The 13,802-nt window shown below is 41.2% G+C and carries 11 protein-coding genes and 1 rRNA gene; 9 read left to right on the forward strand and 3 right to left on the reverse strand.

Features of this window, described 5'->3' with window-relative positions:
- Positions 1 to 5: 5 nt before the first annotated feature.
- Both KYS23_RS19155 and KYS23_RS19160 read right to left on the reverse strand, forming a co-directional pair.
- A complete protein-coding gene (locus tag KYS23_RS19155; protein WP_218398430.1) occupies positions 6 to 842 on the reverse strand; it encodes a glycosyltransferase in 837 nt (278 codons plus the stop codon).
- Between the two features lie 364 nt (positions 843 to 1,206).
- The gene (locus KYS23_RS19160; protein WP_218419816.1) at positions 1,207 to 2,844 is read right to left on the reverse strand and encodes a M28 family metallopeptidase; all 1,638 of its coding nucleotides are present in this window, start codon (positions 2,842 to 2,844) and stop codon (positions 1,207 to 1,209) included.
- A gap of 151 nt (positions 2,845 to 2,995) precedes the next feature.
- Here KYS23_RS19160 and KYS23_RS19165 point away from each other — a divergent pair, with 151 nt between their 5' ends.
- The 9 genes from KYS23_RS19165 (at position 2,996) to KYS23_RS19205 (ending at position 13,350) form a co-directional block, all read left to right on the forward strand.
- Positions 2,996 to 3,331 (forward strand): DUF1820 family protein, encoded by a 336-nt coding sequence (locus KYS23_RS19165; RefSeq protein WP_218419820.1) that lies wholly within the window; start codon positions 2,996 to 2,998, stop codon positions 3,329 to 3,331.
- Between the two features lie 40 nt (positions 3,332 to 3,371).
- Positions 3,372 to 5,126 carry a DUF885 domain-containing protein gene (locus KYS23_RS19170; RefSeq protein WP_218419821.1) on the forward strand — a complete coding sequence of 585 codons (1,755 nt, stop codon included), beginning with the start codon at positions 3,372 to 3,374 and terminating at the stop codon, positions 5,124 to 5,126.
- Complete coding sequence (locus tag KYS23_RS19175) at positions 5,126 to 5,641, forward strand: hypothetical protein (protein ID WP_159527888.1); 516 nt, start codon at positions 5,126 to 5,128, stop codon at positions 5,639 to 5,641. The genes KYS23_RS19170 and KYS23_RS19175 overlap by 1 nt, the downstream gene beginning before the upstream one ends.
- Before the next feature lie 118 nt (positions 5,642 to 5,759).
- Positions 5,760 to 6,473 (forward strand): translesion DNA synthesis-associated protein ImuA, encoded by a 714-nt coding sequence (gene imuA / locus KYS23_RS19180; protein ID WP_159527887.1) that lies wholly within the window; start codon positions 5,760 to 5,762, stop codon positions 6,471 to 6,473.
- A 2-nt stretch (positions 6,474 to 6,475) separates the two neighbouring features.
- Positions 6,476 to 7,876 (forward strand): Y-family DNA polymerase, encoded by a 1,401-nt coding sequence (locus KYS23_RS19185; RefSeq protein WP_218419823.1) that lies wholly within the window; start codon positions 6,476 to 6,478, stop codon positions 7,874 to 7,876.
- On the forward strand, positions 7,876 to 10,947 hold the full coding sequence (locus tag KYS23_RS19190; RefSeq protein WP_218419824.1) for an error-prone DNA polymerase: 3,072 nt from the start codon (positions 7,876 to 7,878) through the stop codon (positions 10,945 to 10,947). Before KYS23_RS19185 ends, KYS23_RS19190 begins: the two co-directional genes overlap by 1 nt.
- Before the next feature lie 68 nt (positions 10,948 to 11,015).
- Positions 11,016 to 11,813: a type 2 periplasmic-binding domain-containing protein gene (locus KYS23_RS19195; protein WP_159527884.1), complete on the forward strand. Its 798-nt coding sequence runs from the start codon at positions 11,016 to 11,018 to the stop codon at positions 11,811 to 11,813.
- A gap of 64 nt (positions 11,814 to 11,877) precedes the next feature.
- Positions 11,878 to 12,684 (forward strand): type 2 periplasmic-binding domain-containing protein, encoded by an 807-nt coding sequence (locus KYS23_RS19200; RefSeq protein WP_218398420.1) that lies wholly within the window; start codon positions 11,878 to 11,880, stop codon positions 12,682 to 12,684.
- A gap of 138 nt (positions 12,685 to 12,822) precedes the next feature.
- A complete protein-coding gene (locus KYS23_RS19205; RefSeq protein ID WP_218398418.1) occupies positions 12,823 to 13,350 on the forward strand; it encodes an acyloxyacyl hydrolase in 528 nt (175 codons plus the stop codon).
- A gap of 372 nt (positions 13,351 to 13,722) precedes the next feature.
- Here KYS23_RS19205 and rrf read toward each other — a convergent pair.
- A 5S ribosomal RNA gene (gene rrf, locus KYS23_RS20995) occupies positions 13,723 to 13,802 on the reverse strand; the annotation flags it as partial.

Genomic DNA, 13,802 nt, shown 5'->3' on the forward strand with positions numbered 1-13,802 from the left:
GTTAATTAAGAAAATAACCTTCTCTCTAATAGCTTGAAGTTAACTTTCCAATTTGTTCTTAGCTTATGCTTAAAAGCGCCAGCGCTGTTTAACTGAAGATCTTCAGCATTAGATTTGAAATTTTCTAATGCTTGCGGGTGCAAATTAAATGAATCAATAGCACTCTTTGCTACGTTACCGTAACCTTTATATTCATTTGCTTTGTTTTCAATGTGAATAACTGACATCCACAACCTTTTACCACGTAAAGGAGTAACTTCTTTTACACTGCGCCAATAGCCATGCCTTTCCTGAGTCCATATTGTTTTAAAGTTTTCACTCTTTTCAATCAAACTCATAAATGGGTTGTGAACATGTGAATGCAGACCAAATCTTACCCGTGGCGAAACCTGTAGCGTATATCCGTCAACGAAATCGATAACTCTAAACTCTTGCTTAGAGAATTGATTGTGTACTTCTTTTACAAAATCTTGATGAAGACTGTCGTCGTTATCTAGCCTCGTTGTAATTAAATAAGGCGTTGTGAGACGATTTTTTATTTCTCTGGTAATAGACGGTAAAAAATCGTCCATTCCATCTGCATAAATAGGTATGAATTTGGAAAAATTTGAAGAGAGCTCACTAATTTTTTCACGAAAGAGTTGTGGTGTCGTTTTATCGAAAAACACTAACCATTCAAAATCCTTTTTAGTTTGCGCTTTTATCGAAGAATAGCAATACTGTTCAAACAGCTCTAATCTATTCTCCATCCACTTATCGGTTAAAACTTTAGATTGAGATTTTGTCTCATCCCAACCTTTTTTCCTAAGATTAAAGCGCGTCAATATAAAGTGCTGAAACATAATGATACCATTAAATATTTAGAAGATACTTTTTTACTAATTGATAACTCAAACGTAAAAATTCCATGTAATCCCTGATTTAGAGTAAAAAAAAGCTTACTAGTTCTGTATTAGTAAAAAATAAGTTTAAATATTCTCTAATATCATCTTCCAAGTGCAACATCGCTCATTTGCGTACAATCATCATGGTGGTATAAGGCTAGAATGTTTTCTCTAGCGAATATCAACAACGACTCTATCTCGTTACATCGATACAGGTTATGTTTAACCTCAATGGGCTTTCAAATCGCATAACGTAGTTCGCTACGTTACCTACAAAAAAGCAGCATAGATATGCTGCTTTTTTATTTAAGATAAAGCTACGTTATTTACTAAACGTATTCCCGAAGAAATCACCCTCATTCCATTTCGGTTTCTCTTCTTGATTAGCTAGGGTCCAACCAATTTGCGCATTTACTTTGGTAAAGGCTTCAGCAGCATTCCAATTAAATGGCTGGTTAATATCGTCGCTAGGTTTGTGATAATTCGTTGATAAGAAGTGACCAAACACTTTACTACCATCTACCTCTGGATCTTTTGATGTTAAACCAGGAACTAAAAATACGGCTGGTACGCCTTGTTTCACAAATGCGTAGTGATCTGAGCGAGTAAATAACGCTTGGTCTGGCCAAGGATCTGGGCTTAATGAAATATCGGCGTTACTTGCAGCGGTTTCAACTGAGGCCTTCAAATCACTATGGTTAGCACCAAACGCAATTACGTCGGCAAACTCATACGTTAAAATAGGCATATCAAGATTGACGTTTGCCACCATTGACGTCACCGGCACGGTAGGATTGCGAGCAAAATAATCTGCCCCTAATAATCCTTTTTCCTCACCCGTTACCGACACAAACAATATCGAACGTTTAGGTTTTACGTCCATTTCACTGAATAAGCGTGCAGTTTCTAGCATTACCGACGTGCCAGATGCGTTATCCATAGCGCCGTTGTTGATATTGTCTTTTTTAACTGTTTTCGCGAAGCCGATGTGATCTGAGTGCGCCGAAAAAACAACGTATTCGTCTTTAAGCGCAGGATCTGAACCTTCAAGCACGCCAACAACATTCGGGCTGGTTACTACTTCGTGAGTGCTTTTTTTACTTAAGTTAACTGTGCCTGGTAACGCAAAGCCGGTGGGGACTTTATCGGCTTCAAGATCGGCATAAATATCATCAAGTTCTCGTTCTGCACCTTCAAACAAGGTTTTTGCCGCAGCTTCACTTAAATAAGCACCGCCTTTAATTTGTGGGAAGGTATTGGCAGGCTGACCTTCGTCGTTTAGCCATGCCATGCGCGGTGTATGAATATAGCTTAAGCGACTTTGATAAGGCCGAACTTTTTCGTTTTTAGGCGTGGTGATGGTGATCATACCAATTGCACCATGCTCAGCGGCGTATTTTTGCTTTTGATACCCTGAAGCAAAATGCGCACCTTCTTCCGAAGGAAAATCACTTGGTTTACCGGCTAGGGAAACCACAATTTTGCCTTCCACATCGATATTTTCATAATCGTTGTGAGACAATTCGTCAGCCACTATGCCATAGCCAACAAACACAAGTTCGCCAGAAACATTAGCATCTACACTAAGTAAACTAGGACCCGCTAAATATTCTTTGGGATAAGCAAAATCAATTTTTTCGCCATTACGGTTAAGCGTAAATTCTGGCGATTCTTGCAATAGGTTTGCTTTACGGAAGCTTACCTGTTGCATGTAACCGTCGGTACCCGCTGGCTTCAAACCGTATTTTGCGAATTCTGTCGCAATATATAACGCGGCAATTTCATGCCCTCGAGAACCCGTATCGCGACCTTCAAGTAAGTCATCGGCTAAGAAAAATAAGTGTGACTTTATACGCTGAGTATCAGGGTTAAAGCTATTTTCTGTCGTTTCATGGTTGTGCGCAGTGGCCGCCAATGCCATCGCCGTCATCGCACTTCCAAGTAATAGTTTTTTTATCATTGTATTTCCACTATTTTTAAGGTCTTTACATAATACCTTACCCAAGCGATTCCGTAACGTTTAAGCCAAGGGATTTTCGACCATTGCCCGTATTCATAGACCATTGTAATATTCACGCTCTTCAAACCATCATGAAATTAACGACCCCTTTATGACAAAAGCTGACCCTTTATATCGCGTGCAGTTCATCAGTAATGGCGAGCGCTACGATGTGTACGTCAAATCACTTTCTCAAAGTGGCTTATTTGGATTTGTAGAAATAGGTGAATTTGTGTGGGATACCCATACCGGCATAGTGGTAGATCCCAGCCATGAAAAGCTCAAATCAGAGTTCTCAGACGTTACCAGTACTTACATTCCTATGCATAACATCCTTAGAATTGATGCGGTCAGTAAAAAAGGTACGGCCAAAATTACTAAATTAGATAATAAGTCTGATAAAGTGATGCCTTTCCCTAGCCCAATTTATACACCTAACAAAGAGTAACCCGCCGAGATAATCCGGCTTAAGGTTACCGGAGGCTCTAATGTATCGTTATTTGTTACTTTTTACGCTGGCTATGAATAGCTTTTCTTCTATGGCGAATGCCAATGAGGATAAACCTTTTTATGCTCTGTTAGACGAAATTTGGCAGTATGAGCTAAGTGTTTCTCCGCTTCTCGCGTCGAGACAAGGTAATAGTTCGCAAAATAACAAGCTACCCGATATTTCACCAGAAGGGTTGGCAACGCAAGATCAACAATGGCAAGCGTATCGTAAAGCGTTAAAGGCGTATTCTAAGGAAAACCTATCTGATGAAGCGTTTATTTCCCTACTTATGCAGCAATATCGGCTAGAGAACTATATTAGCCAATATCACTTCCGCGCTTATCTTATCCCCATAAACTCCGAATACGGTTTTCATGGTGCCATGGCATCATTGCCAAATTTATCCACGTTTAAAACTGTGGAGGATTACCAAGCATATATATCTCGTTTGCATGCACTTAAACCCTACTTTGAACAGCAAATTGTCTATATGCGTCAAGGCCTAGAAGAAGGTTATACTCAACCTAAGGTTGTTTTAGAAGGCTTTGAAAACGCTGTAGCCGCCTATATTGTGGATGATGCAACTAAGAGCGGCTTCTACAAGCCATTTCTCCAGTTTTCCAAACACATTGATACTTCACAACAAGCAGCGTTGAAGCAACAAGGCCAAAAAGCTATCGCCACCAGCGTAATGCCAGCTTACCAAGCATTTTATGACTTTATGGTTGATGAGTATATTCCTGGCGCCCGAGCCGCCATTGCTGCTAACGAGTGGCCTGATGGCAAAGCTTATTACGCTAATCGCGCTAAGCATTACACTACAACAGATATAAGCCCCGAAGACATTCACACCCTTGGCTTAAAAGAAGTGAAGCGCATTCGCGCTGAAATGCAAAGCGTAGTAGATAGCCTTAATTTCGATGGCAGTATTGATGAATTCATTACCTTTTTGCGTGAAGACCCACAATTTTATGCCACCAGCGCAGAAGAGCTGCTTAAAGAAGCCTCTTTTATTGCAAAAAAAATGGATGCAAAATTACCTTCGCTATTTGAATACTTGCCTCGCACACCTTATGGTGTAGCGTCGGTTCCCGATAGTATCGCCCCTAAGTACACCACGGGTCGTTATATTCATCCAAGTCGTGACGATCAGCCTGGTTACTATTGGGTAAATACTTATGCACTAGATAAGCGCCCGCTTTATGCCCTTCCAGCACTTACATTGCACGAAGCAGTACCTGGGCATCATTTACAAATATCTTTAGCGGCGGAATTAGAAAACTTACCCATGGTTCGTCGTAACACTTATATTTCGGCCTTTGGTGAAGGTTGGGGTTTGTATTCTGAATTCTTAGGAATTGAAGCGGGAATCTATGAAGACCCCTATGATAATTTCGGCCGCTTAAGCTATGAAATGTGGCGCGCGTGTCGTCTTGTAGTAGATACCGGCATGCACACCATGGGATGGAGCCGAGATAGAGCCATTGATTTTATGATGTCCAATACGGCTTTGTCAGAGCACAATGTGAATACTGAGATTGACCGATATATATCATGGCCTGCTCAAGCCCTATCCTATAAAATTGGTGAAATTAAGATAAAGGCGCTGCGTGAAAGAGCTGAGGTTGCACTAGGCCAGCATTTCAACGTACGTAAATTTCACCGAGCAGTATTGGAAAATGGCTCTGTACCTTTATTCATATTAGAGCAAAAAATTAATCAATTCATAGAAGAACAAAAGGCGGCAATGTAATGATATTTGCATTTGGGATCATAGGGCTGCTTGTCCTGTTTTTGATTTATCTAGCGCTTCGTGTGCAAACACTACAACGAGAACTTACGCTTACACGCTCATCAGCAAAACAAAATGGCAATAAAGTTAATCATGCCTATAGAAACTTAGTGCTAGTGACAGATGCGTTAGAAAAAGCGTATGCAGCTCGCATTGAAAGTGCTTACAAAAGTCGCTTGATAAGTCAGCAACAACATACTGCTCTTATGCCGCTTATGCATAACTTCTCAAGTATCGTAATGGCTTGCTGTGAAAAAGGCGCTACGCTAGAAGAAGCATTAGACTCTGCATTAAGCAGCACCGATGTATCGCAAAGCGATGTACGAGACGTGATTAAAGAAATGCCTGGCCCCATTCGTATGGCATGGTCTAAAAATAGCGCTGATGGCTTTATCGCGGCCTGCCAATTAATTACTAGTTCGGTTGGCGGTAACACTAAAAAAAGCCCTGCCAGTAGCGATTCCAGCACAGCATAAAAATTTGAGTAACTTTTTCAGATAGTTAGATGTCTTCTCAGATTTAACTATTCGCCTCATCTTGAAAAGACAAGCCTCTACACTATAATACTGTACACATATACAGTATTATAGTGTTATGAATATTCCTACATCACCCATTAATGAAACTCGTTCTAAAGCGGCGCTTTTTGATAAGCACCCTCATATATGGCGAGCCCGAGAGAAGCCTGTAAGCGAAAACAAATTTTTGCTGGGTGCTCGTGTTTTAGATGAAGCCCTGCACGGTGGTATCGCTACTTCCGGAGTAGTAAGAATTGCGTCATTAACCGGTATTGGGGAAATCACACTTTTTAAACAGGTTTTGACTACGCATCGGGCGCACAAACTGCGTGTATTTATAAAACCTCCAGCTCAGCTCCAAGCGCCTTGGTTAAGCAACTTAGGCGTAGACCTAGAACAAGTCATCGTTGTGCTTCCAAAAACAGACCAAGAAGCCTTGTGGGCAGCAGAGCAATGCTTAAAAAGTGCTGCTTGTCACTGTGTATTGCTTTGGAATAATACCATGGAAGCAAAAGCAGCTCGGCGTTTGCAAGTGGCTGCATCGCATAACGATACACTTTGCTTACTGTTTACCTCCCCTCATCACCAAGGGGCTTCTTTTCCTATTACTCTCGACTTAACTCTGCATATTCGTGATGCGAAATTGGTTGTTAACATCATTAAACAACGTCATGGATGGCCCGTTTCCGATATAGTCATCCCTCATTCATGGACCCCTAACAACCACGCTATTCAAGCAGCCATGCAAAATAATAAGAAAACCGAGCCAGCATTACACTCGGTGATTTAATCATGCTATGGGCTTATTTTTACTGTTATCAGTTAACCCTTGATGCCTATAAAAAAGATGGTGGCTTTACCGACTGTGAAACTCCCGCTGTGGTTTATCACGAACAAGGCAATCAAGTAGTACAAGCTAATTCGCAGGCTATTAAAGAAGGTGTTGAATGCGGCCAAGGGCTTGCACAAGCCGCTGCGCTCTGCCCTCACGTACACATTCTAGCGTTTAATCGTGAAGCCGAGAAAGAGACGCTTCTATTTCTTGCACATCGGATATACCCACTCGCATCAGATATTGTAATTGACTCTCACAACGCCATTGCTATTCGATTAGACAATTTACTGCAGTATTACGGTGGCCTTGACGCTTTATGGCATGTACTTATAAACGAACTACATTCTGCGGGTATTCATTTTTACTTCTCGACAGCATGGGGGGTGGAGGCAGCTCGTCTTCTCGCTCACAATAAAACAAACAGTTATACCGATAATAAAGAAAGCATAACATTGCTATTGTCACGGTGTAAGCTAGAGCAAACCTCGCTTGATTCAAAAACCATTGCCACACTTGCCAAGGTAGGAGTTAGGCAGGTAGGTCAACTACTTAAGCTTCCTATTCATGAACTTGGACAGCGCTTCTCAAACGATACGATTCGCTATTTAACCGCCCTGCGGGGGGAAACCTTTCCCAAATACGTTTTATTCAGGCCTTCGATAAGTTTTCAGCAAACGAAAACGCTATCGTTTGAAGTGGAAAACACTCAACACTTATTGCCGAGTATTAAAACCCTGCTAGTTACGTTAGAGCACTACTTACGCGCACGAAATTTACTCACCTCATCTATTCTTTTTCAGGTGCACTTTAGAGAAGAAGAGCCCTTATCAATAGAGGTTAATGGGGCTATGCCTTTTGCAACACAAAAGGACTGGTTGGCGCTGGTTGAACTTAAAGTTGAGACTCTTCTGCTGCCAGAACCCGCCGTTGCTATATCCCTAACCTGCCAGCAATTCGAGCCCATTGAAAATGATGGAAACGATTTATTTTCCCATCGATTTACCACCGTGGCACAAAAGCAACTTATTGGAAAATTAAAAGCCAAATTAGGCGATGACAGTACGCTTCATCCTAAGGCGGGAAACAGCCATGCGTTTGAAGGCATGACAGTAAATCAAGTAGAGGAAACTACACCTGCTTATACCGCTGATATGGCTCCTGCGTTCTTGTTTCTACAGCCTATGCCCTTAAACCTAGCGACACGTATTTGCTTTGGCCCTATACGACTTCAGACACAGTGGTGGAGTGGTACTGCCAGCAAAAAAGATTATTTTATAGCCGAAACTAGTCACGGTGTGCGCTTGTTAGTCTTTAAAGATGCTAAAGCCTGTTGGTGGACACAAGGCGTATACAGCTAATGTATAGCGAGCTTTTTTGTCAAAGCCACTACAGCTTTTTAACAGGAGCATCTTCTCCTGCACAGTTAGTGACTACCGCCTCTTTTCTTGGATACGAAGCGTTAGCGATTACCGATGAATGTTCTGTAGCGGGCGTGGTGCGAGCTTATGCTGAAATAAAACAGCAAAAACTCCCTATTAAGCTCATTATCGGCAGCTATTTTCGCTTCGATGATGCATTGTCTTTTGTATTACTCTGCCCCAATAAAGCGGCATATACCGAACTTTGCCGCATAGTTACTAATGCCAGAAGGCGCAGCCAAAAAGGTGAGTATCAACTTGCAGAATGGGATTTGCGGACGATACGTCACTGCACGCTTATTTGGATACCCAGTACGCAGGAAGAAAAAGATAATTACTGGGCGACTTGGCTAACCAGCCTACCCAATATCAAAACATACATAGGTGCTCAACGTTTACTTGATGGTTATGACCATCGCCGATTTGCGACTTACACACAACTACAGGAAAAATTTGAGTTTCCTATTCTTGCTTGTACTGGCGTGCTTATGCACCATACGGATAACCTTCCACTTCAACATGTTCTTCATGCCACCCAAGCGCATACGCAAGTAAGTAAATTGGGGCGAGCAGCACTAAGCAATGCTGAGCGTAGCTTGCGTACCGTTTCAAAATTAAAAAAGCTTTTCCCTGAAAAGTGGATTTTCAATGCTATTGATGTCGCGAGAGACTGCCTTTTTTCGTTAGCAGAACTACGCTATCAATATCCTTCTGAACTTATACCCAAAGGTGCATCGCCCACTTCATATTTAAGAGAGCGCGTAGAAGCAGGGATAAAGGTGCGTTTCCCAGATGGCCTGACCGATGCGCTTAGGGCGCTTATTGAAAAAGAGCTCTCACTTATTCGTGAACAAGAGTACGAGTACTTTTTTCTTACCATTTACGATATTGTTCAATTCGCCAAAGCGCGCAAAATCCTCTATCAAGGTAGAGGGTCGGCAGCTAACTCTATTGTGTGTTATTGCTTAGAAATTACCGCCGTTGATCCACGCCAAATCAATGTGCTTTTTGAACGCTTTATCTCTAAAGAACGAAACGAACCACCTGACATCGACGTAGATTTCGAGCACCAACGTCGTGAAGAAGTTATCCAATATATCTATGAAAAATATGGCAGGGAAAGAACCGCCATTGCTTCTACAGTTATCAGTTATCGCTTCAAATCAGCGTTTAAAGATGCAGGTAAAGCCTTGGGCTTCAGTGAGTCGCAATTAAGCTTTGTGATGAAGCAAATTAATCGCCGAGACAGTGTCATTCCTTGGCAGTCTCAGCTTGCGAATTTAGGCCTCGACCCGGCAAATGAAAGGGTAAAACATTTAATTAGTATCACCGAGCAACTTCTCGGTACTCCTCGACATCTTTCTCAGCACGTTGGTGGTTTCGTTATTAGTTCAGGACCACTGTATGAGTTGGTACCTGTTGAGAACGCAGCGATGCCAGAGCGTACAATTATCCAATGGGACAAAGATGATATTGAGACCCTAGGGCTACTTAAAGTTGATGTATTGGCTTTAGGTATGCTCAGCGCCATTCGCCGTACCTTTGACTTACTTAATATGCAATTTCCTATCGGTGTAGATATTCCTTTCATTACCAAATTAGGCGATGACAAGCAGGTTTACGATATGATTTGCCAAGCAGATACCGTCGGCGTTTTTCAAATTGAATCCCGTGCACAGATGTCGATGCTTCCTCGTTTAAAGCCTCGCCGTTATTACGACTTGGTGGTGCAAATAGCTATTGTTAGGCCAGGGCCTATACAGGGGGATATGGTTCACCCTTATCTTCTAAGACGGCATGGGAAAGAAGCCATAACCTACCCTTCAGAAGAAGTAAAAGAAGTGCTATCGCGCACCATGGGCGTTCCAATTTTTCAGGAACAAGTGATAAAACTCGCCATGGTAGCGGCTGGTTTTAGTGGCGGTGAAGCAGATCAATTACGTCGTGCAATGGCTAGCTGGAAAAAAGACGGTCGAATTTTTGAGTTTAAAGAAAAGCTAATAAAAGGCATGGTATCGAGAGGCTACGAAGCCTCTTTTTCAAATAATCTATTCGAACAAATTAAAGGCTTTGCTGGCTATGGTTTTCCAGAGTCCCACTCAGCATCGTTCGCCGTGTTAGCTTACGTATCATGCTGGTTAAAATATTATTTCCCTGTTGAGTTTTATGTCGCCTTATTAAACAGCTGGCCAATGGGTTTCTATACGCCATCTCAGCTGGTACTAGATGCAAAGCGCCATCATGTTGCGGTTCATGCGCCTTGTGTGAATGCATCAAACTACGAACACTTAATTGTTGAATACAAAGGCGAGAAACAGATACAACTTGGGCTAACGCTTGTAAAAGGCTTAAGTGAAAAGAGTGCTAACCTCATTGTGAGCCACAAGCCGGCTACAGGTTATAAAAATATAGAGGCCGTGCGAACGCTCGCAATACGTTCTGATGAATTAGAGGCTCTTGCTAGTGCTGATGCATTTAGAGCTATTGCAGGTAATCGCTATCAAACTCGCTGGCGGTTAATGGATAAACAAGCCGATTTACCGCTTTTTGAAAATACTAATAACGCGGACACTTTTAAAACTGCTCCAAGCGTAGCTGAAACCTTAATTGAAGATTATGCTTCTATTGGACTTTCGGTTAACGACCACCCTGTGGCACTTTTACATAGAGAACGAAAGTTAAGTTTTATTACCCCAGCTAAATCTTTGCTGCAAAAAAACCATAAATCAATTGTAAAAGTACTCGGATGCGTAACTGGTCGACAAGCGCCAAGCAGTGCCGCTGGGGTTACATTTCTAACGTTAGAAGACCATACCGGAAATATTAACGTCATAGTATGGCAGGCCACCTCTCGCGCCCAGCATAAGACCTTTTTAAAGGCTAAACTTATGCAAGTTGATGGTATTATTGAACGCTCTAAAGAAGGAGTTATTCATATTATTGCGGGAAAGTTAATAGACCGAACACCATGGCTTGAGGATATCAGTATGCCATCCAGAGACTTTCATTAAGTCCAATTGCGTACATACGCGTTTTGCAGTCTTAGGTATTTTAGTATCAAAATTAGTAGGAGTATGGCATGAAACACGGGGTGTTTTGCCTTTTACTGATATGGATTAGTACAGCGGTAACTGCTGAAAAATTTATTGTAGGCTCACAAAACATTGAGTATTACCCACATTACGATTTTGCTTCACCTATTGATAAGGGAGTAGGCTGGGCAATACTCGAAGCCTTTTCAGAAGCATCTGGTCACGAATTTTCGTACCTAACAATGCCTATTCGTCGTCTTCAAATGGAAATGCTTAAAGGTCATGTGGATTTTGTATATCCCGATAACCCTGGCTGGTATAACGAGGTCACTAAAACCAAAGAAAAATATTTCTCGGTTGCACTTACCCGTGCCGTTACCGGTACTTTTGTAAAACCGAAAAATGTAAATAAAGGTATCAATTCCATTAAGAGAATTGCTATGCCTCTTGGCTTTACACCAGTGAATTGGCAAACGAGGTTAGATCAAAACCTCATTAGGATAGTTTCCATATCTGATACTTTTGCAGGCTTGTCGTTACTACAGCTAGAGCGTGTAGACGCCATAGACTTCGAATACCACGTGGGTAATTACTATTCTAGTCAATCGCCGCAAATCGGCCCTTTCGTATTAGATATTACTCTACCCCATAACGAGATCCCTTTTATGCTTTCTGCTTTAAGACACCAGGACGTCATTGAGGAGCTAAACAGTTTTATAAATAATAACCCAACGCTTATTGATTCGATTAGGGCACGCTATGGCATGACTTCATTAGAAGCACTGACACAACAAATACAAACTGAATTTAGTATAGAAGATAAAGACATTTGGCAGCCTCAATAGCCTTTTATACGCTACTATTAACTTTTGTGTTTAGTAATAGTATTCATTCAAAAAGGTAATATCAGTGGGCTACATAAAACGGACTTTCTACTGCCTTCTCTTTTTTTTCGGCGGTAACTTAGCGCAAGCAGAACAGTATATTATTGGGGCTCAAAATATTGAGTACTTTCCTCACTATGATTTCACATCTAAAGTTGATAAAGGTGTGGGATGGGCAATCTTACAAGCATTTTCCGATGCGTCAGGACATGAGTTCGTATATTTAGACATGCCGGTTCGAAGGTTACAAATTGAATTAAATAAAGGGAATGTAGATTTCATTTACCCTGATAACCCACGCTGGAATAGCGGAGATACTACCGCTGCCGAAAAAACCTTTTCGAAACCTATTGCTCATACATTATCTGGAACACTTGTTAGATCAGCAGATCTTGGAAAGGGGATAAATTTTGTTAAGAAATTAGGGATTCCGCAAGGGTTTACGCCAGTTAAATGGCAAAGCAGAATAGATGACAAACTTGTATCTTTAGTTCCCATTGAAGAAACTTATAACGCACTTTCACTACTTCAACATGAAGAAGTGGATGCTGTAGATCTTGAATATCACGTTGGAAAGTATTTTACGCAAAGTTACCCCCAACTAGGCCCGTTCTCCATTGATGTTACCCTTCCCTTTATTGATGTCCCTTTTCTACTATCTACTTTACGTCACCCCGAAATTATAAAAGAGCTAAACCTATTCTTAGTGAATAACCCTAACTTAGTATCTGACATTTATGAAAAGTACGATATTAGTTTACCTAAAGCGCTTATAGAGAGGTTTCGAATAGAGCAAGGCATTGGAAAAGACGATTTATGGAAGCCTCTGTAATAATTACTTATTCCAAGGATAATAGAAAAATAGCTAAAAAGGTATAATCACTCTAAATTACCTCAAAGCCATGAAAGTTATCACTTTTTATTTCTGGTAATGATTTTGCTTTTCTCCTTATATATTAAAGGAGAAAACATGCTTAAAAACATTTTCAAAGTAACTACTTTTGCATTTTTATTACTACCCTGCATGCTTCAGGCTAAACAAACAGTCAGTGTCGACTTAATGAAAGGTTTTGACGACATAGACGGTATTCGGTTGGCTTATAGACCACTAGAACATAATTTCAGTTCTCAATGGTTCGGAGATATCAAATTATATTGGGAACTAAGCGCCTACCATTGGGAGTATGGCGAAGATAATAACCACAGTACTAGTTACGCACTATCAATCACGCCAATTTTTATGAAACAAATCAGTACGGTATATAATTACCCGTTATATGTCGAAGCAGGCATAGGCGCTAGTTTCATAAATGATGAGAAAGTAGCCGGTAAGGACATTGGTTCAAATTATCAATTTGAAGATAGAGTAGGTTTATTGCTCGAACTCGATAATAGCCAGCAAGTAGCACTTCGCTATATGCATTTTTCAAACGGCGGGTTTAACAGTGACAACCCTGGTTTGGACTTCATCAACCTTTCATACGCTTACCGCTTTTAATTACACGCTCTTATAATTCTTTGTGCACTGACATAGCACTCAAATTAACTCGGTAGTGATCTGTAGGCGTATTTAAATCGAGCTTAGATATCATGGGAAGCAATTGAAAGATAACCTGCATCTGTAGCTATCTACCGTCTATTATATAATTCTTCAGATATCGATTCACAGTTCTTGCCGCTAATACGTTTCACTTCTGAGTTCGGTTACTTATACAGTATCGGGGTGCAGAATCATGATTCTTTTTTGGAATGAGCACGCGAGGAGGCTCTTCAGTACGCTCAGTTTTTTCTACGGCGTACCTGCTAATTTCACTTTCAATAAGGCATAAAAAAGGGCTATCCGTTAGGATAGCCCTTTCTTCGAATGGGAGCTTGGCAGTGTGCTACTCTCACATGGGGAAACCCCACACTACCATCGCCGCTAATACGTTTCACTTCTGAGTTCGGAAT

Origin of the sequence: Alteromonas lipotrueae, assembly GCF_019249255.1 — a bacterium.
GTDB classification, from domain to species: Bacteria; Pseudomonadota; Gammaproteobacteria; order Enterobacterales; family Alteromonadaceae; genus Alteromonas; species Alteromonas lipotrueae.

Coding starts and splice junctions, on each gene's coding strand:
- KYS23_RS19155 (WP_218398430.1), bottom strand. CDS start 842: ATGTTTCAGCACTTTATATTGACGCGCTTTAATCTTAGGAAAAAAGGT.
- KYS23_RS19160 (WP_218419816.1), bottom strand. CDS start 2,844: ATGATAAAAAAACTATTACTTGGAAGTGCGATGACGGCGATGGCATTG.
- KYS23_RS19165 (WP_218419820.1), top strand. CDS start 2,996: ATGACAAAAGCTGACCCTTTATATCGCGTGCAGTTCATCAGTAATGGC.
- KYS23_RS19170 (WP_218419821.1), top strand. CDS start 3,372: ATGTATCGTTATTTGTTACTTTTTACGCTGGCTATGAATAGCTTTTCT.
- KYS23_RS19175 (WP_159527888.1), top strand. CDS start 5,126: ATGATATTTGCATTTGGGATCATAGGGCTGCTTGTCCTGTTTTTGATT.
- imuA (WP_159527887.1), top strand. CDS start 5,760: ATGAATATTCCTACATCACCCATTAATGAAACTCGTTCTAAAGCGGCG.
- KYS23_RS19185 (WP_218419823.1), top strand. CDS start 6,476: ATGCTATGGGCTTATTTTTACTGTTATCAGTTAACCCTTGATGCCTAT.
- KYS23_RS19190 (WP_218419824.1), top strand. CDS start 7,876: ATGTATAGCGAGCTTTTTTGTCAAAGCCACTACAGCTTTTTAACAGGA.
- KYS23_RS19195 (WP_159527884.1), top strand. CDS start 11,016: ATGAAACACGGGGTGTTTTGCCTTTTACTGATATGGATTAGTACAGCG.
- KYS23_RS19205 (WP_218398418.1), top strand. CDS start 12,823: ATGCTTAAAAACATTTTCAAAGTAACTACTTTTGCATTTTTATTACTA.